This is a genomic window from Mesorhizobium sp. WSM2240, from assembly GCF_040438645.1.
Lineage (GTDB): Bacteria > Pseudomonadota > Alphaproteobacteria > Rhizobiales > Rhizobiaceae > Allomesorhizobium.
Genome location: NZ_CP159253.1, coordinates 996,731 through 1,020,077, shown reverse-complemented (window position 1 = coordinate 1,020,077; position 23,347 = coordinate 996,731). Strand labels below are relative to the sequence as shown.

Here is a 23,347-nt window from a genome sequence, read left to right as displayed (position 1 = left end):
GCCCTTCGAGGTCCCTACACTACCGGGACGCGGTCCCCGATGATGCCGTGGTCAGGACTGTCGCCGGCCTCCGGTCGCGCACGCTTATGAGATGGGCAAATCGGGTTACCGCACTGGACCAGCATCATGATGGCAGACATCGCGCTGACCACGGACCGAAGCATAAACCCTGGGGTGGCCTCAGAAGAAGGGATTTCGATCCAGCGCTCTCATCGCGATCACGCGCTCGGAATGAACAGCCCTCAATCGGCCGACACAGTGTGTTGCCGAACCGTTCGCTGCGTCTCTTTTGGACTTGACTGCACCGGCCCCGTTACCGAAGTCGTGAGCCTAGTGACCAACTACGCAACTTTCATCTAGCGGCGATTAGGAGCCGTGGCCCTTTTCCGATCTCAGAGTTTGGACTGCGGAGCGGGCGCGTGATTCCCAGGTACGGTTGGCCGGGCAACACAGACTGTCCATCTCGCGTAATCCGCGCCACGGATCCTCTCGTCTGGGCACGCAAGAGCGAGTTGCGGAACGTAGTCAAAATACACTTCATAACGTAAGCCAGCTCGTGTTTAATTCACTTAAAACAAGCAGCGTGTCAATGCCACGCCCATCAAATGCTGGCACCAGTCTTTCTCCTACCTAAATGACAATTGTACGAGGCAATCACTTCGGCTTCGCCTCCATGGTCTGGCAGCCGAAAACTTGCGACAATATACTCTCATAGCAATACCTTATAATTCCGCTTCAAACAAATGGCGGGTGGAAAGATCCACAGGACAAAGCATGGTATTATTTGCGTGCAACAACCACAAGCTGCGGGCTATCGGATGTAAACGTTCCACCTTCCTGCCCATAAGCGTCAACAGTTTCGAACCCCGCGCTTCGCAACATGCGAACATAATCAGAAAACCCATATTGTCTGAAAGAAAGGTGCGTCCGTCTAACGGATCCATCACGGACGATAATCCTCTCAAGGTTCCGACGATCACTTAGCACATCGTTGCTCATTATATCGATTCTTAGATCGTCATTGCGCCGCACAATGTAGATAGGCGACTTGTGGCGCAAGAAATCGAAGCGATTAGAGTGATCGATTAGAAGACGCCCGCCTGTTCTAAGTGAAGAGGCAGATTCTCGAAGAACTGTTTCATTGTCCGCATCATCGAAATAGCCAAACGTCGTGTTCCACAAAAAAACTGCGTCAAATTGATCTTTCCATGGAAGTGAGCGCATGTCGCCCAGAACGTACTGAACATTTACCCCGCGCTCTGCTGCATCCGCTTCGGCCTTCTTTAGCAAGATGGGCGAGATGTCAAGCCCGGTGACCCGCGCTCCTTTTTCAGCTAATCGGTTAGCAATCCGCCCGTAACCGCATCCGAGTTCAAGAACCGATCTACCTTGTTTAAGAGAAAGGAGTTCCCAAATTGCGTTAGCTTGCCGGTCACAAATTGCCGGAGGATTTATTACACTTCCGAAGTATAGATAGTCGTCGCTGAAGTAATCCTTGATTTCCGATAGGGAAACTGCTCTGCTAATATTGTCCATGTTTTTCTCTACTTTGCAACAGTTTGGATGGATATTTGCATATCTCTGGCAATCTGAAAAGAAAACAGTTGTGAAGTTTTTGTTGTAAGATGCCAAATTTCTGAAACATTGCCTTACTCGCCCGCCAGACTGCTCAGGTGGCCGCGGCCCTCGGCATCGACCAACTCTACACCCCCGTTCCAAGCCCACAGAGCAACGGCACGTCCGAAGCCTTCGTCAAAACCCTCAAAAGGGACTATGCCTCGACCGTCATCCTCAAAGACGCCGACACCATCATGGCCTTGCTGCCCAAATGGATCGACGATTATTGTGAGGTCCACCCGCACTCCGGCCTCAAGTTCCGCTCACCTCGCGAGTTCTTGCGCCTCAGTGCCTAAACCCAACCGCCGCATGTCCGGCGAAATGGGGGCCACTCCAGGGTGGGCAGTGTCGGTAGCTTCCTTATCCAAAACAGCCAAAATCAGCCTAATCGGAATTCCTCACGGACCGCCAAGCACCGATCGGCGTCCTTCGCCTGCTCTCGTGCACCTCCCCCGGTGCCGGCTGTGCTGGTGCGTGTGCAAGGACCGCTGATTGTCCCTGTTCGTCAGAGGTCGAAAATGGTGTGATTGACCAAGTAATTAAGTCGACAGCATGCTGAAGTATCGTCTCCGTCTGAGCTTGGCTGTTTGAAGCGGCGATGACATGTCCGATTGTATCTCGGTGATCGCCTTTTCTGACGATAGGCGTCTTGGGTTCAACATAAATTTTGACCTCAGTGACGCCTGGTATGGCAGCCGCTCGAGTGTCGCCATTGATCCAATCAAGGAGGCCGTCGCGATCAGGATTTAGGAACCGCGCGGCCGCAACGTGCGATTGCGTTCGGCGCAAGTCCCACTCCTCCCCGATTACAAGCTTGATGTGCTCCTTGATGAGATCGACACCGTAAGCCAGCCGAGCCAGTTTAGGATTGGCCCCACCCGGAAGACGCGGATTCACCTCAATGACGACTGGGCCGCGCTTCGTCCACCGGAATTCAATATTCGTCGGCCCCCAATCAAGGCCGAGAGCTTGCAAACAGCTTAGCGATATATCGGCGATACGCTCCTGCTCTTCGTCAGTCAGCGGGGCCGGAAAGATGCATTCACGAAAGACGAAATACGGTGGGCCATCGAAGTCAGCGGCCTCGATCCCAACGACTTCATTTCCCATTATGTCAGCACTATAGAATGGGCCTTGTGCGAATTCTTCGACCATTATTCGTGGCGAGCACTGCCATAGGTGCTTCTCGCCCAACAAGTACGTCGTATGTTCGGCCAACTCATCGACGTTGCGGCACAATCGGACACCGGTGCTGCCGCTGCCTGCGGCTGGCTTAAGGATCACCGGCAGCCCGATCTCCGCGGCAGAGCTTTCAACCTCCCTCGCATTTGCTGCCAGACAATAAGCAGGTACTGGAACGCCGGCTTCCGCCAGAAGTTTACGTTGAGTGAATTTGTCGCAGCATCGTTCAATCGATGCAGGATGCGGTCCTGGTAGATCGAAATGCCGGCACAGCTTACCAACTGTCGCATAGGCCAATTCGTCGAGGTCGGTAAAGCCAGTAATGCCAGCAATGTCATATGTCGCACGGAGCCGGGAACATTCGCGGATCAGCGCATCGAGATTATCTGTATCGACCCGGATTGCCTCAAGACTTTCGGGCGTAAGATAGTCGTATCGATCTGGATTGGCCGACAGGGTAATGGGATGGAGACCAAGACGCCGAGCCGCTTTGACGTAAAGCGGGCCATTGCTCATATGGCCTTCAACTAAGATGAGCGCTCTTCTTGCCATTCGGCCCTCCGTTGCGTACTCTGCGGCGATCTGAGCGTGAGCAGGCGTCGGCTTTTTATCAATGCCTGACCTCAGAACTTGCGATGAACCTATCATTGCCCGCGATCTGCGGTCGCAAATATTCTGTAAAGTTTTTTTGAAGGATCTATTGCAACGTTTTGGTTACCCGCGGTGCGGCACGGAGCGCCTCGCCGAATTTCTGATTATGCAATGTTCAAGGGACGCTAGGGTGACTTGTAAAGCTTTAAACTTAATCTGACAGACGGTTTCATAGGCCAGCGAATCCGGGGCGCGAAAAAGCGCTTGCGCGCTAGCCAGAGCGATCACGCGCCTCTACGGGGATCGTGCCCACTGGCGTAGATGCTATGGGGCGAGCGGCGAGGGTGTGGCATCCTTCGGCGCTGTTGGATCCACCATCAGAAGGAGGCACCCGATGTCGCAGTCTTTTGACGCGAGCCGGTCCCTTTCCGCTCTTGAACAGGATAACACGGTCATCGCCGTCATCGAAATGAGCAAGGCGAAATGGCTGATTGCCGCGCTCGTACCCGGCCTCGAGCGCCAGCCCCTCAAGAAGATCGATGCCGGCGCACCATCACTGTTGAAGCTGCTGCAGCGCTGGCGCGACGAAGCCGGCCAGGCCGGGCATGCGATCAAGCGGATCGCCATCGCCCATGAGGCGGCCGGCGACGGCTTTTGGCTGGCACGTTGGCTGTGGGCGCGCGACATCGAGGCGTATGCCATCCACCCCGCCAGCGTTGCGGTGTCGCGTGAGCACCGGCGCGCCAAGACCGATCGTCTCGACACCGAGCTTTTGATGCGCGCCTTTCTGGGCTGGCTGCGCGGCGAGAAGCGCCATTGCAGTATGGCGGCAATCCCGACGCTCGAAGAGGAGGACGCGCGGCGGCCGAATCGCGAGCGGCAAACCTTGGTCGGTGAGCAGACGCGGCTCATCAACCGCATCAAGGCGATTCTTGCTCGGGCATTCGCAGCTTCCGCTTAAGCCTGCGCAATGCGGCCGACAGGCTCATGGCCATGCACACAGCGGAGGGAACGCCGCTGCCAGACAACACCCGCGCCGAGCTGCACCGCTTGCTCGAGCGGCTCGACCTCGTACGTGCGCAGATCCGCGTCATCGAACAGGACCGCCTGCGTAGGCTCGCCGCGGCTCAGGCTGCACCAGAAGGCCCACATGCGATGGTGCGCCTCATCGCACGGATCATTGGCGTCGGTGTCGAGACGGCGGACATGCTGGTCCACGAGATCTTGTCGCGCGGCTTGCGCGATCGCCGCGCGGTGGCGCGCTATGCCGGGCTCACGGGGTCGCCGGATGAGAGCGGCAAACGCCGCCGCGAGAAGGGGCTGGCATGCGCCGGCAGTGCCCGCGTGCGGCGCGGTATGATCCAATTGGCCTGGCGCTTTCTCCTCTTCCAGAAGGACAGTGCCCTCGTCCAATGGTTCCATACGCGCACGGCCGACGGCCGCAAAGCCACGCGCAAGACGATGATCGTCGCGCTGGCGCGCAAGCTTGTGATTGCGCTGTGGCGCCTCGTCACCACGGGCAAGACGCCGCAGGGCGTCAGTTTGCGTGCGGCGTGACGGGGGCATGTGGAAGAGGAGAGCAAACGCACATCCGATTGGCTGGCCCGCAGCAGGGTCTGCCGATGATGATCCGAGCGGCAACCCGAAGCTACACATGGTCCTCGGACCGCGGACGTAGAATGGGCCCGCCGCCCCGGAGCTTCGCCCACCGATGTGCATGCTGCATCATGGTTCAGATCCACTGAGATCGACCGAATACAAGTCTGCCGCGCGGCACCCGCGCCTGCTTATGGCGAACTCCGCCTCGGAATCCATTGTCGGCACCTCGCAGGGCTCCCTGCCGACCGAGCAAGCCTGCCACCATGCTCGTGACCGTCAAGGACAAGTCGCTGCGCGATCGGGCCTGCAGCCCTGCCTTGACCGTTACTGCGCGCGGCGGCCAGAGCAAAGGTAGGTCGGGGCGAGGAGATGGTCACCAATCGGCCGAACTAGGAGATGGACGAAATGAAGCAGGAGCTGGCTTGACAATCATCGCCCCATACAGGTGTAGCTGACGGCATCGATCGCCGTGCGCAATTCTGCCTGAAGCCCTTCGAGGAAGCGATGCTCACCCTTCTGCCGGATGCGCCCCACAGTCATCCCGTCGATCCCAGCTATGCGTCCGCCCCGGTTAGAGGCTACGCGTTGCCAGGCATGACGCAGCATACGCAGGTCGGTAACCCAACCCCACATGTCTCGCCACGCGCCTTCGGGATTTGCCTTACTCCACTGATAGAGTTTGCGTTGAACGCCGAGTACCCAGGCCTCGTCGGCCCAGTGATCCATGTCCACAGATCGCTCCTCCGTCGTACAAGTCTACCGTCTTCCTGCTTCCCTTCGCCTTGTGCGCGGCTTTCCCGCACTCCGACTACTACGGAAGCTCCGCCCTTGGTGTCGTCCATCTCCGGCCGTCGCGGCGAGCCCAGTTCCGTGCTGGGCAGACGATCCAAGTTCCCGTGTTCTGATCTCCAACCTGGGTGCCCTTAGGCGGTGAGCTCTACCCCGCGCGATACGGTGAACGGGTCAAAGGAGCGGCTCCCGTCCCGGACGCAACCGCTGCGCCCAGCAGTAAGGATAGACGAGCCTTACCGCATCTGATCGCTGTCGGTGCCTCCACGCCATTGCGCGATTCAGAGGCAGTATCTGTGTTACGAGGCTTCAGTCGCTCACTTCGTTGTCTCGCCATAGGCACTGTGGTAGCCCGGCCTGCGGTCAATGGCCCACATCCGGTACAGTTAAGGCCAATCTGCTTATGCCACCCAACCGGCGACGCCCGGTTGAGCTTCTCGACCCCCTTCCATCCGCTGCTCCTGCGGGCAGGGCGGCATTGCAGCCGCCGGTTGGAAATCAGCAAGCTTGAGAGATGATTGCTAAATCATTGTTCACCTCCCGCGCCTTCACGATTTGCGCGCGCCAGATCGAAGCACATCCGTCAGGGATCATCGATTTCGTCAGGCTGACGAAGGCGAACAATGTTGATAGCCTCATTCATGGCGTATCGCTCTCCTTGAGAGGTTCTGGCAGGCTTCATCACCCGCCTCGATACGCCGCTCTCGTCAAACCGTCATCACCCAGTTTCAGCCATAGCTCTTGAGGCCCGTCGGGCTTTCAGGTTAAAGCAAATGAGGGGCGCGCTATCTCCACCAGAATCCCAACGCTATTATCGGTCGAAAACATAGAGCCGTTGGCGGCAGATAAGGAACTTCATTCGGCATCGATTATGCTGAAACGAGAATAGCCGAGACGATATCGTGGAGTGCTGATTTGGAAAGCGCCGACATTGAGGGACATGGATCCCTTGCCGATCCGAGGACCCTCGAACAAGCGCTGATCCTCGCAGGGTCGCGGCAAGATGCACGCATGCAACCATAATGTTGGGCGCGCCTGAATATGCGGAATATCTTGCGAGATTCGAACAGTGTTCGACGCTAAAGAAATATTACGAAAGCAAGGCCGGATTGAATGCCTCATGCAAATGCGTCATTTATTAACATAGGAGAACTGCTAGTGCCCGCATTTAGTCAGGATGAATATCGCGAACGGACAGCGCGACTGCGTAAGAAAATGGCCGAGCGAGGCATTGATACGCTGCTTGTGTTAAGTGAAGCAAACATGAACTGGCTCACTGGTTACGAAGGGTTTTCCGACTACGTTCCGCAACTCGCTCTTGTGTGCCAAGACGAGGAAGATCCATGGCTCATATTGCGTGAGATGGACGTTCTGTGTTGCCCGGTCAGTTCTTACCTGCCGGAATCGCGCATTCTTAGTTATCCGGAGAGATACATTGCGACGGGCCAGTTCACGGCATGGGAGCCCATTGGTGAACTTGTTCGCGAGCGCAGCAAGTCGAGCCGTATTGGGGTCGAACTGTCAGGCAAAGTGCTTGGAGTGAAGGGGCATGCTGTCTTGAGCAAGAGTTTAGGCGTCTCTGAGTTCATCGATGCCGATGGGGTGGTTGCCGCGCTGAAGGCGATAAAATCACCTTCAGAGCTGGCCTACATGGAGCAGGCGGGAAAGATCGTGGATAGGGCTATGCAGGTCGGCAGGCTCGCAATCTCTGTTGGCGCCCGAGAATGCGACGTAGGCGCCGCCGTAAACCATGCTTTGTACACGGGCACTCCGGAATTTCCGGGCTGGACCTCCCGCAGTCCTATCTCCATGAATGTAGGCTCCCCTGCGAACGCGGTACATCTTACCTGGACTGATGGGCGTTACAAAATGGGATGCCAGACTAATTTCGAGCTCGGCGCGTTCCGTCACCGATATGCCTGCGCACTGGCGCGGACGGTATTTTTGGGAGAGCCAAACGCCAGATCGCGGCACGTGCACCAAGCGTGCGTTGACGGTTTCCTCGCAGCCTTTGAAGCCATACGGCCCGGAGTGAGGTGCAGCGATGTTGAGCGAGCTTTTCGACTCGAATTTGGACCCCGAGGTGTGAGAAAGGAATCCAGAATCGGATACGCGATAGGCATTGATTGGGTGGAAGGCGGTGCGAACTTCCAGGAGGGAGATGAGACCGTGCTTCAGGCCAACATGACCTTCCACCTCCTCATTGGCATCTTTGAAAAGACCGATGGTTACATCTTCAGTGAGACCGTTCGCGTGACAGATAATGGCGCGAAGTCGCTCAGCAATATGTCACGCGACCTGCTGGTAAATTACTGACCTTGTGCCGATGCGAATGCGCCGACCACTTGTTTCGCACGGCCAATTCGAGGAGTTCGCCCTGTAAAATTAAATTGATGAGTCGCCGAGCTCGCATAATCACGTCCGCACGTCCTTGGCATCAGCGGATAGAAACGCGGGGGTGTTATGCACACCGTATTTTCGACCAAGAGCGATGTATGCGCGCTCGACGCCTGTGATCGGCTGCCTGCGAGTCCCGCGCGGCAGCGATTGCGCCCGGCTCGAACGCTGCGGCCGTAAGAGGCTGTTCGGAAAATCGGCAGCGCGGGGATTGATCGGGATAGGGGACGCCTCGCGGCGCCGCCCACCGGGGTCACCGAAGGTGGTCACCCGCCCCCGTTCCCACAGAATGTGGCGTGCGGCTTTCCCGCATTACGCACTTCGGCAGTTGGTTCACAGCACCGCTAGTGCCTGCTGTTCCCTATTGGGAGCCGCAGTTTGGGTGTATCCATCCGGTCCGAGCCGCTGCAGACACCGTTTCCCGTGTTAAACTACGTTCATGGAGATCGACCGACAAGATCGATGATGCTGCTCTGGGCTTGCTTTGGCTAACGCTGCATGACGAGAGGCGCGCCTGGAAGGGTCTGGATTGGAATGCTCTTGATCGTTTGCACCAGAAGGGGCTGATCGAGAATCCTGCAAACAAGGCGAAGTCAGTGATTCTGACAGATGAAGGCCTGCGGCGTGCGGAGTCACTGTTCCGCACCTTGTTCAGGCGGCCGGGGCCATGAGCGCTGGGCAGGCGTTCCAATTCCATATGTGGACGTATATGGACCCCGCCCGATTGCAACAGGTTGGCTGAATCCGGTTGATGGTCACAACTGCTGACGTATATCCGGCTTCCTCATGCGGCTCGATGTTCAGCGCCGCGAGCCTCGATGGGTTTTCGCCGCTTCCACCTCAACGGCCCCCAGACATCGGCCGAAGCCGTGCCGGTCCACACACCAGGTTCGGGAAGCGACGGGGTGACCGTTTCGCCATCTCCTGCCATTTTGCTGCAATTGCCGAGGTGGAATCTCCTTCTCGCTCTCCAGGGAGCGTCAGGCTGCTTTCACCGACAGGTCCGGTTGATAGGCCGCATGACCCGAGAGCATTGACCAGACGATCCTCGCATTCTTGTTGGCGAGCGCGACCGCCGCGACATTGGGATGACGCCGTTCCCGCAACTTGCCGAGCCATAGGCCTCGCGGATCCTGTTTGCCGCCGGCGCGACCCAGAGCGGCGCGAGCGCCATGGATCATCAGCGTGCGCAAATAACGGTCGCCGCGTTTGCTGATGCCGAACAGTCGGGCCCGTCCTCCGCTTGATCGCTGCTTCGGCACAAGGCCCAGCCACGCCGCGAACTGGCGACGGCGAATCCGATGGACGGCCTGCACGGCCAACTGTTCATCGGATTTCGGCGGAGCGAAGCGCATTGACGGCCGGCCGACGGCTTCGCAGATGGCTTCTGCATCGTTCCGGTCGTTCTTGTTCGACTTGACGTATGGCGTCACGAACTGAGGACTGATCAGCCGCACCTGATGGCCGAGGTCGGTGAGAACGCGGGCCCAGTAATGCGCCCCGTTCGAAGCGTCCATGCCCATCAGGCACGGAGGCAGATTGGCGAAGAAGCGCAACACGGAATCCCGCCGCAGCATCATTCGCAGGACGATGTTGCCGCGTGCATCGACTCCATGAACTGCAAACACGTATTTCGCCAAATCCAGACCTATCCGAACGACCTGCATAAGACTCCTCCTTCATCGCAGTTGAGACGTCCAAGATAACACCTCGCCGCGAGGGCGGGGTCCATACCATTGGCCCCGTCTCATGCAAGTGCCGTTTGCGTCTCGAGCATGTGATCGGGTGCGGTCATGTGTCAGACCTGTGATGCGGCATCGGAGGTGCCGCTGGCCGTCATGCGATTCGCGGATCAGGCGCAAATCAACTCAACGAGCTTTTCGCTGGAGCCTCGGTGCTTTTCCTGATGCCGATCACGGATCATTTGCCCTTGACGTTCACGACCTCCTCACATGCCGCCCATCATGACCTCGCAGTCGCCGAGTGCATGCTCATGCTGCCGCGCTGCACAGAGGCGCCTGCGAGCGGGCGTTGCTGATCAACGCGATCACCTACGCGTCCGTCACCGCCATTCTCAAGTCCGGCCTCGATCGGGCCAGCTCCGCAGAGCCGGCAAAGCCGACAGCTCCGCACGCCAACATCCGCGGCAGCACCTATTACCAGTGAAGGAAAGGAAGAACGAATGCTGACAAATCCTACCCTTGATCAGATGCAAGCCCTCGGACTTGCTGGATGGCCGCCGCCTGGCGCGAACTGGCTCAACAGAGCAGCGCCAATGAGCTCAGCCGCGACGAGAGGCGTGCCGACAAGCGCGTCAGGAACCACATCGCCTCAGCCAAGCTGCGCTTTCCAGAAGCCTGCATCGAGGACATCGATTTTGCCGCGCCGCGTGGCCTCGACCGGCGCAACACCATGGCGCTCGCCATGGCGAATGGCTGAAGGCGCATGAGGATCTGATCGTCACCGGAGAGACCGGCAAGTCATGGTTAGCCTGCGCCTTCGGCCGGCAAGCGGCACGGCTCGATCATTCCGTGCTCTATGTTCGCGTGCCGCGCCTGTTCGAGGATCTTGCGCTCGCTGGCCTCGATGGCAGCTTCCGGCCAAACTGTCCCGGCATTAGCGAAAAAGCTGTCCGGGACTTAGCGGAACTCTTGTCCGGCTTTTGCGAAATCCACAAATAGATCCTTCAAATAACTTTTACAAAATCTTTGCGACCGCAGATCGCTGGCAATGGTATTTATCGCTAAGGTCTGAGGTCAGTAGCGAATAAAAATAACGCCTGATTAGGCTCAGACTCCCGCACAGCATCCAACGGAAGGTCGACGCAGATGGTAAGAAGAGCGCTCATCCTGGTTGAAGGTACAAGGTCCAATGGTCCGCTTTACGTCAAAGCGGCTCGGCGTCTTGGTCTTCATCCAATTACCCTGTCAGCTGATCCAACTCACTATGACTATCATGCGCCGGAAGAGCTTGAGACAGTCCAGGTCGATACCGACGATCTTAATGCGCTGATCCACGAATGTTCCCGGCTGCGTGCGACTTATCACATTGCTGGCATTACGGGCGTCGTGGACTCGGTCTGTGCGAGCGTTGGCAAGCTCTGCCAGCATTTCGATCTCCCGGGACCGAATCCCGTATCAATTGAACGATGCTGCGACAAATTCACTCAACGTCAGCTCCTCGCGGAGGCCGGCATCCCCATACCTTCTTATCGTCTGGCAACGAATGCAAGAGAGGTCGAAAGCTCTGCCGCGGAGATCGGCCTACCGTTGGTTCTTAAGCCAGCCGTAGGCACCGGAAGCAGCGGGGTTCGATTGTGCCGCAATGCCGATGAGTTAGCCGAACATACGACCTACCTGCTGGGCGGGAAGCACATATGGCGGTCTTCGCCCCGGATGCTGGTCGAAGAATTTGCACAGGGCCCCTACTATTGCGCTGAGATAATGGGAAATGAGGTCATTGGGATTGGTGCCGCCGACTTCGGCCCACCACCGTATTTCGTCGGCCGTAAGAGTATCTTTCCGGCCCCGCTGCCTGACGAAGATCAGCAGCGGATCGCGGAAGTATCGCTGAGATGTTTGCAAGCTCTCAGCCTTGGCTGGGGCCCTAAGTGCATTGAATTCCGGTGGACAACGCGTGGTCCAGTCGTCATCGAAGTCAATCCGCGTCTTGCGGGTGGAACCAATCCTCGGCGCGTTCATCTGGCTTATGGTGTCGATCTCATCAAGGAGCACATCAAGCTAATCATCAGCGAGGAGTGGGACTTGCGCAGAAGGCATTCGCACACCGCGATCACGCGGCTCCTAGTTGCTGATCGCGATGGCATCCTCGATAGGATCGGCGACGACACTCGGGCGGCTGCCATACCAGGTGTCGCGGAGGTCAAGTGGTATGTTGAACCCAAGACGCCTATCGCCAGAAAAGGCGATTACCGAGATACAATCGGACATGTCATCGCCGCTTCAGACAGCCAAGCTCAGACGGAGACGATACTTCAGCGTGCTGTCGACTTAATCGATTGGTCGATCACACCCTTTCCGACCCCGGGCCAGGAACGTTCTGCGGCCCTTACACCGGCACAGGAGGCCCCGGGTAAGAGGTGATCGTCGCCAACATTGGTGCTATCGAGAGCAGGAGAGCAGCGGCGCTTTTGGCGGGATCGTCTCGTTGATCATCTCAGGGCGCGGCTATATTCGCTTGTGCTTTGCAGGTTGTCCCAATGCGTTGCGGATGGCGGTCGGAGCCGAAGAAGCCGATCGCTGCATAGTCCGCGCACTCACCGAATTCCTGAAAGTAGTTATGTCGAAGCCCCTGTTTGAAAAGATCGCTTTGGTCGGCATCGGCCTGATCGGCTCTTCCCTGGCGCGCGTCATCTGCCGCGAGGGGCTGGCCGGACATATCGCCATTGCAACTTGTAGCGTCGAGACCCTGAAGCGCGCCGAGGAGCTGAAACTCGGCGACGGCTACACAACCGACGCGAAAGAGGCGGTGCGTGGCGCCGATCTTGCGATCGTCTCAGTGCCCGTCGGTGCATCCGGCGCCGTGGCTGAAGACATCGCACCGGCGCTTAAGAAGGGCGCTATCCTCACCGATGTCGGCTCCACTAAGGTCTCCGTGATCGCTCAGATGCAGCCCTTCGTGCCGGAGGGCGTACACTTCATCCCCGGCCATCCCCTGGCCGGCACGGAGAAGTCAGGCCCCGATGCGGGTTTTGCCGAACTATTCGAAAACCGATGGTGCATCTTCACGCCACTGGAAGGCACCGATCCCGCCGCGCTGGAGAAGCTCTCCGAATTCTGGCGCCGCTGCGGCTCGAATATCGACACGATGAACCCGCGGCACCACGACATGACGCTGGCGATCGTCTCACACCTGCCGCACATCATCGCTTACAACATCGTCGGCACGGCGGACGACCTAGAGACCGTCACAAAAAGCAAGGTCATCAAATATTCGGCCTCCGGCTTCCGCGACGTCACTCGCCTCGCCGCTTCCGACCCCACAATGTGGCGCGACGTGTGCCTGCACAACCGGGACGCGATACTCGAAATGCTGGCGCGCTTTTCGGAGGATCTAGCCTCGCTGCAGCGGGCGATCCGTTGGGGCGACAGCGATAAGCTGTTCGATCTCTTCACCCGCACGCGCGCCGTCCGCCGCTCGATCGTCCAGGCGGGGCAGGATATCGACGCGCCCGATTTCGGCCGCCACGAAGTCGGGCATCCGCGGTTATGCCACAACAGCCTACAGTCGTCTGCCTCGCCGTCCCCACGCCATATCGGTCTTGATGTAGGGGTGAATGGGCCGGAAGGTATTTCACTTGCCGACCTCTGAAGTTGCACGAGGGTCAGGGCATGGACTCGCCATTGTGTTGGCTCCCAAACTCTCGGATGCATCAAGGTAGATGCTGAGAGCCGCACCCACCCCAAGCGTCGACATCACCCGCCTGGCTCTTGCGTCCTGGCGCACCAGCGCACGAACCTTTTTCTCGAAAGCCTGGAATTCGCGCAGGAGCACGGCGTGAACCGAAAGCAGCCCCGCCGCCACCGTCTTCAGGTTCGGGTGGCTGGCGACCAATTCACGGATACGGGCGCCGAAGCTGAGCGGCGTCGTCTTGCCGACCTTCAGCCCGAAGCCGCGCAGGCTGTTCTCGACATCGCGCAGCTTCGACTGGACGAGCTTGCGCGCCGTCAGCACCGCCCGCACCTCCTGTGCCGCCAGCGACTTGCAATGCACCGGCCGGAACCAGCCAAGCCGCATCAGCTGGGCGATGCCGCGAGCATCGTTGCGATCCGACTTCACCGGCATCGCCTTGAAGGCGTCCCGCACATTCGCGTCTCCAGGAGTCCGACCGAAAGTCCCGCTTCTCGCATCGCTGCATAAAGCCGTTGCGACAGCGGCCCGGCTTCGAGCCCTATCGGCGCCAGCCCGCCAAGCGACGCAAACCAGGCAATCAGCGCCTCGGGTTCGCTCTTGGCTTCGCGAACGATCTTGCCGCTTGCGTCGACAACGCACACGCTCGAGTATTCCCAATGACACATCGATCCCGGCATAATAATCCATGGTCGTCTCTCCTGGATGCTTGGAGCGGGCCCAGTCCCGACTCCGTTTCACACCATCATTGTGAGGGACGACCGCTGTCTCCCAAAGCAAGCCACGAGCTGAGCGCGCAACTCAACAGCGCCGTAGCGAAGTGAGCGCCTTGGTGGCCCATTACACCATCTGTTTCATAACACCCATCTTCTATGTCGTTGAATGGAATAGGTTTTGCTGATCGGGATGCGCTCCCGCGGGGTTTTTGGGGTTCTGTCGCGCGCGATGAACAATCCGCTGGGCTTCCGGCTTTCCAAGTTCTGATCGCTTGAAGATCCATGGGCCATCCGGCAGGGATAGATACCCTTGATCTCGCCGGATTCGACGACGAGCCTGAGGGTCTTCGGTGAGACGCCGAGGAGGCGCGCCGCCTTGCTCAGATTGAGGTAAGGCTCAATGCCGTCCAGCGCCGGGCGGAAGACCGGGATCTTGTGATGCGACCTGTGCGCAGTGACCCGCTCCCGTGTCCAGCGATTGCCATGCCCGGTCACAGGCCGTTCCGGTTGAGAATGCCGGCGATCAGGTCAATCGCTGGCGATCAGCACCAGTTGCCGGATGGCTGCGATGATGTCGGCGGAGGTCGCATTGCGCTGGCCACGTCGCCGTTTGGGCAGGCGCAGTTCTGTATGGACGCCGCCGATCCAATGGATCAGCAGGACGATCTCGGAGGCTTCATCATCGATATCGGCGACTACTTCATGGATAACGGTGCGCACGATGCGCTTCTTGAGCTTGGCATCCGTCGTCGGAGCCGACCAGACGGTGCGAAGCACGCCAGCAGACGTTCAGATTCTGTACGCTGTTCGGATTGCGTTGTGGCTTGGCTCCTGCATTCGGATTGAAGAGCTCGCCGATGTTGAGCATCGTATGCATTATCACCGCCAGTTTGCGCACGCCACAGCCGCGGGACCGCCTGATGGATGTGATTACCAATGCCCACGAGGACAAAGTCCAGATGACCGATACCTCAATCGTTCGCGTCCACCAGTAGGCTGCGACGGCAAAAAGGGGGATCAAGATCATTGTCTCGGTCGTTCCCGAGGCGGGCTTACAACCAAAATCCACGCTCTTGTCGACGCGCAAGGCAGGCCGATCAAGCTGATGCTCACGGCAGGCCAGAAGAGCGACATCGCCTCCGCAGTGGACTTGATCAAGGATTTGCCGGAGGGTGCCATGCTGCTCGCCGACGAGTGCTATGATGCCAATACCTTGCGCACTGTCGTCACCGAGCGAAAGGCATGGGCCAACATCCCGCCCAAGGCCAACCGCAAGGACCCGATCTGCTTCAGTCCCTTCCTCTACAAGGCGCGCAACCTCGTCGAGCGCTTCTTCAACAACAAAGCCAAGCAGTTCCGCCGCATCGCAACCCGTTACGACAAGCTAGCCGAGAACTATCTCGCCGCTCTCAAACTCGTCTCAATCCGCATCTTGCTACGCGGTAATGAGTCTACGTCCTAGTAACATTCTTGGTGAGGCAGTCGGTAACAAAATTACATGAGGCAACACGGCAGAAGTCGGTGTTGCAATGGTCAGCCGTGTCCGGTTGAAAACGTCTGTGTTCGGAACCAGACAAACTCAGGCGCAAGTATTCCGCCACTGCGGCGCGAAACACACTGCTTCTCGCACGGCGCCAGCACAGCCTTTTCGGTGGCACGCAGATTGCAAGGGACACGGTAAGCACCCGTTGCGACCATGGTAGTCTCACTGTTCTCCGGAGGTCCACATGAACCCTGCTCGAACGATCCAGGCCAATGCGAAAGCCGGCGCATCGTTGAATGCGGTCCCGCCAATTGAAGCGTTGCCGCGTCCGTCGCGGGTGCCCCTGTCATTCCCCCAGCAGCGGGTGTGGATCCTATCGCGTCTGGCGGGCGGCAGAGAGACCTGTCATATTCAGATGGGCCTGCGGCTTCGCGGCGAGCTGGATGAGGCGGCCCTGCAGTCGGCCTTAGACGGGTTGGTGGCGCGTCATGAGGCGCTACGCACCACCTTCGGGATGAAGGACGGCGAGCCATTCCAGCGGATTGGGCCGGCGCGCGTCGGCCGGCCGCTGAAACGAGACGATCTGACAGCGGCAACTGATGTGGAAGCGACGCTTTCGGATTTAATGCGCCATGAAGCGCAGGCGGTATTCGATCTGGAAATCGGACCGCTGATCCGCGAACGGCTGGTGCGCTTTGCGGTGGACGATCATGTGCTGCTGATCACCATGCACCACATGATCTCGGACGATTGGTCGCGGAAAATCATAGCGAGCGACTTCAGCGAACTCTACGCTGCGGCCCGGGAAGGTCGTGCGGATCGGCTGTCGCCGTTGTCGGTACAATATGCGGATTACGCCCTTTGGCAGCGCCGCTGCCTGGTAGGCGAGGCGTTGGAACAGCAGTCTGAATACTGGCTCCGGACGCTGGCCGGCGCGCCAACGATGATGAAGCTGCCGACGGACCGGCCGCGTACGGCTCAGCAGGACTACCGCGGAAATTTCATCGAGTTCGTATTGCATGAGCCACTGACCACGCAGCTCAAGGCGCTGAACGAACGCCACGGGACGACGCTGTTCGTGACGCTGCTGGCGGGCTGGGCGCTCGTGCTGGCACGGTTGTCGGGTCAGGACGAGCTGCTCATCGGTACGCCGAGCGCCAATCGCACGCGCTCCGAGATCGCGGGGCTGATCGGCCTCTTCCTCAGTACGCTACCGTTACGAATCGACCTGTCGGACGATCCCACGCTGGCAATATTGCTGGAGCGGGTGAATGCCGCTGCACTTGGGGCGCAGGCGAACCAGGACCTTCCATTTGAGCAAGCGATGGAACTCATCAACCCGCGTATAGCTCCCGCCCCGATCATCCAGGTCATACTTGCGTGGCAAATCAATTTCGTGGAGCCTGCAGAGCTGCCGGGACTTGAACTTGAACCCGTCGGCGCTGGCGACTGTGTCGCGCAACATGATCTTGTGCTTGACCTTGCTGAGGTCGGCGAGGCGATTCGTGGAAGGTTAACCTACGCGACGCCGCTATTTGAGCGGAGCACGGTTGAGTCGTTTGTAGGGTATTTGCATCAGGCGCTGAGCCAGATGGCGGCAGACCCCGGTCAGCGGGCATGGTCGACGCCGCTCCTGTTGGCGGGGGGACGTCATCGTGTTCTGGTGGAGCCCAACTCGATGGAAGCGGCGTATCCGCAGGACCGCCGCATTCACGACGTGTTTGAGGCGCGGGTGAAGCGGGATCCGGAGGCGATCGCGATCCTTGAGGGCCGGGGCCTGAGCTATCGCGAGCCTAACGTGCGGGCAATCTCGGCGGCGGATGGCGTTTGCCCGCCTCAATCATCGCTCACCAACTCGAGTCCGGAACCCCAAACTGGGGTCATGAATTTCATCGAGGGGACGCGCGTCGTTACAGAGGCTGAACTACAAGCCAACAACATCACGCGTTATCATGTATCAAAATTCTATCGTGAGCAGATCAACAACAGCGGTTACTACGATCAGCTTAAGTACATTGTGGAGCCATCGTTCCACGAGTTCAAGAGTCCCGGCAATCTGGATACGAGTGGCGAGCACGACAACACGGTCATGCCCGGACTTCAACACAAATACGCCCAGACCGGGCTGATGTTGGTGACGGACCGTTGCGCTTCATATTGCCGTTATTGCTTTCGCAAACGGATCGTTGGGAAGGATTCCAATGAAATCACAGCTGACTTCGCTCAGATTGCCCAATATATAGGTGGCCATCCTGAGATGACGAACGTGCTGTTGTCGGGAGGCGACCCATTCGTGCTCAGCACCGCCAAGCTCGACAAAATTCTTGATCACCTCCTGCCGATCCCCCATTTGGATTCGATTCGATTTGGCACAAAAATGTTCGCCTATGAGCCCAAGCGGTTCGAGGATCCTGCTTTACCGGCTTTGTTCCAACGGATCTATGAAGCGGGTAAAGCCGCGGTGATCGTCACACATTTCGACCACATCGGGGAAATCTCGATCGACGCGGAACGCAGAATTCGCTCGCTGCGCGCACAGGGCGTGCAGTTTCTCAACCAGTCCGTGCTTCTCGCGAAAGTCAATGATGATTCCAAGATCTTGGCAGCGACCTTCGCCAAGTGTCACCGAATGGGTGTCCGTCCCTATTATCTCTTTCAAGGCAGGCCGGTGAAAGGCGCGTCGCATTTTCAGGTTTCATTGCGCCGAGGACTAGAGATTGCGCATGGCATCAACCAACGTCTCAGCGGCATTCAAAAGACATTCAAATACATTATGTCACATTATACAGGAAAGATTGAGATCCTCGACGTTGGAACTGATGGCCGAGTGTATATGCGATATCATCAAAACATGAGTCTGGAAAAGATCGGAAAGATTTTTTCTCGGCCGTACCTGGAGGGCGCCTGCTGGTTGGACGACTTGCCCGAAGGGTGAGGTGGCGATGGAGCAGGAACCGCTCACGGAAACAATCCTCGAGCTTTCGACGGTATATCGGAGCAAGAGCTGCGCACTTCGTGCTCGACTAGTGGATACCACCTAACATAAGAGTCCGAATGGGGATTCCCTTGGGCGAGTGCGCATGCGAGTCTGGCGCATGGGCGCAGGGATTTCCTTCGCCGTTTCGCCAACCGATCACCAGAGGCTGATGGCGCTCATCAAGGATCGCAACACGCGGCAGAAGCACGTCTGGCGCGCCGAGATAATCCTGCTGAGCGCCGCCGGCGTCGGCACCGTCGACATCATGCGGCAAACCGGTAGATCCAAGACCTCCGTGTGGCGCTGGCAAGAACGCTTTGCCGAGGAAGGCTTCGAAGGGCTGTTGCGCGACAAGACGCGGCCTTCGCGCATTCCACCTCTCGGTCTCGGTGGCTTTCGCCGTCGCTCATGCGGTGGGCATCGAGATGATCTTTCGAGATCTCGACGCCGATGGTATCGTTTTTGACCGCGGTCCGCATCGTCGCTCGCGGCGACCAGCGCCGCCGGGCAGGAATGAGTTCGGCAGTTCGCCGCGCCGAGCAGCTCAGGCAGGTCGAACGCCAGATCGCCGCGATCGAGAAAGAGATCATGGCTCTCATCACGGCAGACACCGACCTCGCCCGCGCTTCGCCATCCTCGTCTCGATCCCCGGCGTCTCAGCGATCACCGCCTTCGCGCTCCTCATCGACATGCCCGAACTCGGATCACTCGAAAACGGGCAAGCGGCTTCGCTGGCAGGCCTCGCTCCCGTCGCGCGGCAGTCCGGGCAGTGGACCGGCCGCGCCTTTATCCGCGGCGGCCGGGCCAATGTCCGCCAGGCGCTCTACATGCCCGCCCTCGTCGCCATGCGATTCAATCCAAACCTCAAGGCAAAGTACGAGCACCTCATCGCGACCGGCAAACCTGCCAAGAAGGCCATCACAGCCATCATGCGAAAGTTGGTCATCCTCGCAAACTCACTGTTCAGGGACGGTCGTGAATGGACCCAATCTCCCCTTCCCTGACCAACACGGATATCCTAGGTGTCTCGTTGAAACGGGGGCGGTTCAGGAGATGCAGGAACATGCACCTTTATTATGGAAAACCGAACTGACTTGTGGCAAGCACATAGGTGCGGAAGGGTGCTTCCTTGTTAGTGTGGGCCGTGCCGCGTCCCATCGCCGTGCGAGTTGACTCCTCTGCAATCCCAATCGAGGTTAGCCAGCCTTCGAGCCCGGACTGCTGACGGAGGTCTACGCGGATCAACGCGCCCTTACGGTGTGAAAACAGGAAGGACAACAGGCGCCTTGCTTCGTTGGTGCTACATGCGACGACCGGCCCGGCTACTTCGCCACGCCCGTACGGTAGCACTGCAGCATAGCCCACCACCTTCCCCGCATACCGGATGACGGCAAACACTCCCTTGTTCCAAAGTCTCGATATGAGTGCCTGGCGATCTATTCCCGTTGCGCTTCGGTCGATTTCGGAAATCTGGTCAAAATCACCTCGGATTGCCCATTCGGCTCCATCCGGGGCCTCCACGCGTGCAACTACCCCTTGATGAATATGTATAGTTTCCAACTCGTCAAATCCGAGCTTGCGGTAGAGCGGCTTCCCATCGGACGATGCTATGAGGCGGCATTCACGTTTGCCCGCTTTTTCTAGGGCGAGCTTCATAAGCTGACTGCCGAGCCCTTGGCGGCGCATCGTGTCGTCGACAATCAAAGCGCCCATAGTCGCGACCTCCCCAAACATCGTCATGCACATCGTACCGACGACGTGATTGTTCAAAATCGCAACATATCCACAGCCCAAGCCAAGAAGCGTCGACCAATCATCCTTGCTGTTTGTCCATCCGGCCTGGCCCGCGAGCTTCAGCGTCTCGTCGAGATGTTCGGCTCGGAACTCGGCAAACTCGATCTCACTGCTCCGCATAGTCTATTGCCCTTTCTATGTAAGGCTTAAGTCCGCAACCGACAGGGATGCCACGCGACCGCGGGGCGTCTGGAGAAGGCGGGCGGCGTCCCTTATGCCAGGCTCTCGCCCACACCGCGTAGACGATGCCATTCTGATCGAGCACCCGACACGCCTCGTGCATACGTTCGAGACCCCAATCAAGTTGTTCGCGTAGCTCACACAATTGAACCCACCGCGTTCAATCAGGCGCAAGCTCCGGCAAGCTGATGTGATGGGCACCGCCGTACCCAGGTTACGGACCTCCTCTTTGAACGATCGGATATCAAAGATGTTGACCCCCATGTTGCCAAACCTGACATCAGTGTTACACAGGATCACGACGATATCGCCGGAGCCGCTATGGTGCCCTTGGTCGGCGGCCGCGTCACGATGAGGTCGCCACCCCGCCACGATAGTGAAGCCATCCAAAACACCAGCAACCGTTGCGCGGTCGCAGATGTCCGCGGCAACCTTGAGACAGGCGAGTTCAAGTGGCGATTTGACCTGCCACATTTCCCACATGACGCCGCAGAAATCAGCGGTCCTGGAATCCGGCAGCAGGGTTTGAGCTCTAGTGCCCGGTTAACAATAAAAAGGTGGCTGCCGCCCACGACGCCTATGGCCGAAGTTCCATTGCCGGGGGCTAGGATCGTCGCGTGAACGACTTTGATCGGGTTGTCGTTATCGCGGAATGCCACGCAATCAATGAGCCAGTTCATTTCGCTGAGGACGGGAGCGTCGAGCGCATGGATCACTGCGGCCGGCTTGTCATCAAGTGGGAGCAAGGGTTGATACATGGCCGCTGTGCACCGTGACTGCCGAAATATGGCATGTGCTAAAACTGGTCGACGATAGAAGGCCCCCTTGTCGCTCGGCCATAACGGTGCGCAATGCTGCGAGGCGCGAGCGGAATTCTTCCACTGCAAAGGGTGGGGGGGAAGCGGAGGCTGTGTCATGGAATCGTTTCTGTATGGCCGTGGAAAGAGTTGCCCTGTGTTCTGTGTGGCAGTCGTAAATCGACGTCAGCTTTTTGCCGGATCAAACCTATGTAGTGGACGTATCATTGTTGGCGATCGACGATTGTAAAGTTTCTGGTAATTCCATTTGAAGGATCTGTTGCAATCATTGAGATACGGCGCAAGGAGCCTGGCCATCTGCCCGGTTGTCGTATCGGATGAAGCGGCTGTTATTGATATTTCAGAAAGACGTTTTCAATCGTAAGCGTGAAGCTCACCCCATCTGGCGCGGCATAAGACGATGGGCGAGAGATGATGACACTGAAGGAGCCGAGGAGCTTGCAGTGTTAAGTTCTATGTCTGCACCGATGTCTGATGATAGAAGTTTCCATGTGCTTGAGGCGGTTCCGAACCGGCTGGATGCAAAGCCCGCAGCGTCCGCGGCGACGCTGGTCGGCGGAAGCGAAGGCACGGCTGATTGAAGAGTCCCTGAAGCCGGGTGCGAACGTGTCGGCGATCGCGCGCCAGGCTGGACTGGCGAGCTCGCAGCTGTTTGGCTGGCGGCGCAATGCGATTGGCGAGGACGTATCCGAACGGCTCGATGTCACCACCCCGGCGAAGTCCCGGGTGATCGTCACGCGTCGCCCTAAATATGCATTCAAGGGCTGGGACGGCGTCATCCAGGCAGCCGTACCCGCCCGCATCATCGAAAGCGGCATTCCGACCCAAGCGCTGCTGTCGCAGATCGCGGTGTTGAAATATGCCGATGGCCTGCCGCTCTACCGGCAGGAAGTGATCTATGCCCGCGACCAGGTCGAGATCGACCGGTCGCAGATGGCGCAATGGATGGGCAAGCTTTGCATTCCTGGGCTTCACGTTCATCTGTGGCAAATCGCGAAAGGGGCGCTTCCAGCTTAAGCGGAAGACCCGATGCGACCGCATGCGGGCGGGGCGAAGCTCAAGGACATCAAGGGGAGCTGCGGCGGCGGATGCACTGGCCGATCCCGAACAGGGGAAATGGCTGGCCCGTGTCGTGTCAGGGAACTTCGGCTACTTCGCGATTCCAACGAATATCCGAGCGCTTACCGCGTTTCGGCATCGACGTTTGGCCTCAATGGCAGATCTGCCGCGATGACGGGAAGACGTTCAAATCCCGGAAGCGGCATTTGAAGACTAAGTTTGGAATGACTCCTGAAGAATACAGGGCGAAGTGGAATCTGCCGCCCGACTATCCGCTCCGTCCTACGCGTCGGCGCGTTCAGAACTCGCCAAGAAGGTGGGGCTCGGCCGGAATCCCGACGCGGCGGAACCTGTAAAGCGGGCGCGCAGGAAAGCCGCCTAGCCGGTAAAGAAGAGGCGGGTTCATCCCCGCCTCTGTTGCGTGACTGACCTGTCGCTTGACGCCCGCGATATCCGCCTTGCCGCGCCCACATATCAACCAGAAATGCGGCGACGCGTTCAATAGCGTTTTGGCCGCCGAGGACCAGCAGGTGCTCCCTGCCCTCGTCAGCCCGTTTAGCGCCGACAGCAGCAGGTGGCGGCATATGTCCGTTCCGGCGGCGAACAGGAATGTGTGGATGGCGGTGGCGTTGATCGCCCGGGCAAAGAAATGATGCGTAAGCCGCATGTCTCTGCTGCCAAATGCAGGAATGACCTTGTCATACATCAACAGATCTCAAGTCGCTCACGCATAGACAGTGAGATAGAAAAAAGGAGCCCGTGGCGGGATAGCGTC

20 protein-coding genes and 7 pseudogenes are annotated in these 23,347 nt (G+C 58.4%); 17 read left to right on the top strand and 10 right to left on the bottom strand.

Translation table 11 applies throughout. From position 1 onward, the window contains the following. Positions 1–780 precede the first annotated feature (780 nt). On the bottom strand, positions 781–1,536 hold the full coding sequence (locus ABVK50_RS04865; RefSeq protein WP_353642606.1) for a methyltransferase domain-containing protein: 756 nt from the start codon (positions 1,534–1,536) through the stop codon (positions 781–783). Positions 1,537–1,685: 149 nt separating this feature from the next. On the opposite strand from ABVK50_RS04865, the pseudogene ABVK50_RS04860 reads away from it, so the two are divergent. After that, a pseudogene (locus ABVK50_RS04860) lies at positions 1,686–1,913 on the top strand (integrase core domain-containing protein); the annotation flags it as partial. Positions 1,914–2,001: 88 nt separating this feature from the next. Here the strand turns inward: ABVK50_RS04860 and ABVK50_RS04855 are convergent. Beyond that, on the bottom strand, positions 2,002–3,351 hold the full coding sequence (locus tag ABVK50_RS04855; RefSeq protein WP_353642607.1) for an acetyl-CoA carboxylase biotin carboxylase subunit family protein: 1,350 nt from the start codon (positions 3,349–3,351) through the stop codon (positions 2,002–2,004). Between the two features lie 385 nt (positions 3,352–3,736). On the opposite strand from ABVK50_RS04855, the gene ABVK50_RS04850 reads away from it, so the two are divergent. Both ABVK50_RS04850 and ABVK50_RS04845 read left to right on the top strand, forming a co-directional pair. After that, positions 3,737–4,351 (top strand): transposase, encoded by a 615-nt coding sequence (locus tag ABVK50_RS04850; protein ID WP_353647011.1) that lies wholly within the window; start codon positions 3,737–3,739, stop codon positions 4,349–4,351. Between the two features lie 26 nt (positions 4,352–4,377). After that, positions 4,378–4,947: a transposase gene (locus ABVK50_RS04845; protein WP_353642608.1), complete on the top strand. Its 570-nt coding sequence runs from the start codon at positions 4,378–4,380 to the stop codon at positions 4,945–4,947. A gap of 471 nt (positions 4,948–5,418) precedes the next feature. On the opposite strand, the gene ABVK50_RS04840 is transcribed toward ABVK50_RS04845, so the two are convergent. Beyond that, a complete protein-coding gene (locus ABVK50_RS04840) occupies positions 5,419–5,721 on the bottom strand; it encodes a hypothetical protein (RefSeq protein WP_353642609.1) in 303 nt (100 codons plus the stop codon). Between the two features lie 1,215 nt (positions 5,722–6,936). On the opposite strand from ABVK50_RS04840, the gene ABVK50_RS04835 reads away from it, so the two are divergent. Further along, complete coding sequence (locus tag ABVK50_RS04835; RefSeq protein WP_353642610.1) at positions 6,937–8,094, top strand: Xaa-Pro peptidase family protein; 1,158 nt, start codon at positions 6,937–6,939, stop codon at positions 8,092–8,094. Between the two features lie 539 nt (positions 8,095–8,633). Beyond that, positions 8,634–8,846 carry a DUF6429 family protein gene (locus ABVK50_RS04830; protein ID WP_353646020.1) on the top strand — a complete coding sequence of 71 codons (213 nt, stop codon included), beginning with the start codon at positions 8,634–8,636 and terminating at the stop codon, positions 8,844–8,846. 309 nt (positions 8,847–9,155) lie between these two features. Here ABVK50_RS04830 and ABVK50_RS04825 read toward each other — a convergent pair whose 3' ends face one another. Further along, the gene (locus ABVK50_RS04825; RefSeq protein ID WP_353642611.1) at positions 9,156–9,842 is read right to left on the bottom strand and encodes a transposase; all 687 of its coding nucleotides are present in this window, start codon (positions 9,840–9,842) and stop codon (positions 9,156–9,158) included. Between the two features lie 364 nt (positions 9,843–10,206). On the opposite strand from ABVK50_RS04825, the gene ABVK50_RS04820 reads away from it, so the two are divergent. The 5 genes from ABVK50_RS04820 (at position 10,207) to ABVK50_RS04800 (ending at position 13,506) form a co-directional block, all read left to right on the top strand. Beyond that, positions 10,207–10,341 (top strand): hypothetical protein, encoded by a 135-nt coding sequence (locus ABVK50_RS04820; protein ID WP_353647058.1) that lies wholly within the window; start codon positions 10,207–10,209, stop codon positions 10,339–10,341. A gap of 66 nt (positions 10,342–10,407) precedes the next feature. Continuing rightward, positions 10,408–10,614 carry a hypothetical protein gene (locus ABVK50_RS04815; protein ID WP_353642612.1) on the top strand — a complete coding sequence of 69 codons (207 nt, stop codon included), beginning with the start codon at positions 10,408–10,410 and terminating at the stop codon, positions 10,612–10,614. Then, complete coding sequence (locus ABVK50_RS04810; RefSeq protein ID WP_353647041.1) at positions 10,533–10,856, top strand: ATP-binding protein; 324 nt, start codon at positions 10,533–10,535, stop codon at positions 10,854–10,856. Before ABVK50_RS04815 ends, ABVK50_RS04810 begins: the two co-directional genes overlap by 82 nt. A gap of 147 nt (positions 10,857–11,003) precedes the next feature. Continuing rightward, the gene (locus ABVK50_RS04805; protein WP_353642613.1) at positions 11,004–12,278 is read left to right on the top strand and encodes an acetyl-CoA carboxylase biotin carboxylase subunit family protein; all 1,275 of its coding nucleotides are present in this window, start codon (positions 11,004–11,006) and stop codon (positions 12,276–12,278) included. Between the two features lie 196 nt (positions 12,279–12,474). After that, complete coding sequence (locus ABVK50_RS04800) at positions 12,475–13,506, top strand: prephenate/arogenate dehydrogenase family protein (RefSeq protein WP_353646022.1); 1,032 nt, start codon at positions 12,475–12,477, stop codon at positions 13,504–13,506. On the opposite strand, the gene ABVK50_RS04795 is transcribed toward ABVK50_RS04800, so the two are convergent. The 4 genes from ABVK50_RS04795 to ABVK50_RS04780 all read right to left on the bottom strand — a co-directional run bounded on the left by ABVK50_RS04795 (position 13,489) and on the right by ABVK50_RS04780 (position 15,038). Further along, complete coding sequence (locus ABVK50_RS04795; RefSeq protein WP_353642614.1) at positions 13,489–14,001, bottom strand: hypothetical protein; 513 nt, start codon at positions 13,999–14,001, stop codon at positions 13,489–13,491. The two genes, ABVK50_RS04800 and ABVK50_RS04795, sit on opposite strands and share 18 nt — an antisense overlap. Then, positions 13,971–14,189 carry a hypothetical protein gene (locus tag ABVK50_RS04790; protein WP_353647010.1) on the bottom strand — a complete coding sequence of 73 codons (219 nt, stop codon included), beginning with the start codon at positions 14,187–14,189 and terminating at the stop codon, positions 13,971–13,973. Before ABVK50_RS04790 ends, ABVK50_RS04795 begins: the two co-directional genes overlap by 31 nt. Before the next feature lie 210 nt (positions 14,190–14,399). Continuing rightward, positions 14,400–14,756, bottom strand: coding sequence for a hypothetical protein (locus tag ABVK50_RS04785; RefSeq protein ID WP_353642615.1), 357 nt, complete (start codon positions 14,754–14,756; stop codon positions 14,400–14,402). Positions 14,757–14,789: 33 nt separating this feature from the next. Beyond that, a complete protein-coding gene (locus ABVK50_RS04780; RefSeq protein ID WP_353642616.1) occupies positions 14,790–15,038 on the bottom strand; it encodes a hypothetical protein in 249 nt (82 codons plus the stop codon). 134 nt (positions 15,039–15,172) lie between these two features. On the opposite strand from ABVK50_RS04780, the pseudogene ABVK50_RS04775 reads away from it, so the two are divergent. The 4 genes and pseudogenes from ABVK50_RS04775 to ABVK50_RS04760 all read left to right on the top strand — a co-directional run. Beyond that, a pseudogene (locus ABVK50_RS04775) lies at positions 15,173–15,723 on the top strand (IS5 family transposase); the annotation flags it as partial. A 265-nt stretch (positions 15,724–15,988) separates the two neighbouring features. Continuing rightward, entirely contained in the window at positions 15,989–18,679 is a 2,691-nt protein-coding gene (locus ABVK50_RS04770) for a condensation domain-containing protein (RefSeq protein ID WP_353642617.1), read from the top strand. 160 nt (positions 18,680–18,839) lie between these two features. Then, positions 18,840–19,106: pseudogene (locus tag ABVK50_RS04765) on the top strand (helix-turn-helix domain-containing protein); the annotation flags it as partial. A gap of 304 nt (positions 19,107–19,410) precedes the next feature. After that, positions 19,411–19,725 carry a transposase gene (locus tag ABVK50_RS04760; RefSeq protein ID WP_353642618.1) on the top strand — a complete coding sequence of 105 codons (315 nt, stop codon included), beginning with the start codon at positions 19,411–19,413 and terminating at the stop codon, positions 19,723–19,725. A 70-nt stretch (positions 19,726–19,795) separates the two neighbouring features. Here ABVK50_RS04760 and ABVK50_RS04755 read toward each other — a convergent pair whose 3' ends face one another. Next, positions 19,796–20,635: a GNAT family N-acetyltransferase gene (locus ABVK50_RS04755; protein ID WP_353642619.1), complete on the bottom strand. Its 840-nt coding sequence runs from the start codon at positions 20,633–20,635 to the stop codon at positions 19,796–19,798. A 1,352-nt stretch (positions 20,636–21,987) separates the two neighbouring features. Between ABVK50_RS04755 and ABVK50_RS04750 the strand changes: the two are divergent. From ABVK50_RS04750 to ABVK50_RS04740, 3 pseudogenes are all read left to right on the top strand, one after another. Next, positions 21,988–22,164, top strand: a pseudogene (locus ABVK50_RS04750) (transposase); the annotation flags it as partial. An 18-nt stretch (positions 22,165–22,182) separates the two neighbouring features. Further along, positions 22,183–22,470, top strand: a pseudogene (locus ABVK50_RS04745) (transposase); the annotation flags it as partial. 257 nt (positions 22,471–22,727) lie between these two features. Next, a pseudogene (locus ABVK50_RS04740) lies at positions 22,728–22,954 on the top strand (MucR family transcriptional regulator); the annotation flags it as partial. 64 nt (positions 22,955–23,018) lie between these two features. Here the strand turns inward: ABVK50_RS04740 and ABVK50_RS04735 are convergent. Continuing rightward, a pseudogene (locus ABVK50_RS04735) lies at positions 23,019–23,230 on the bottom strand (transcriptional regulator); the annotation flags it as partial. Between the last annotated feature and the right edge of the window lie 117 nt (positions 23,231–23,347).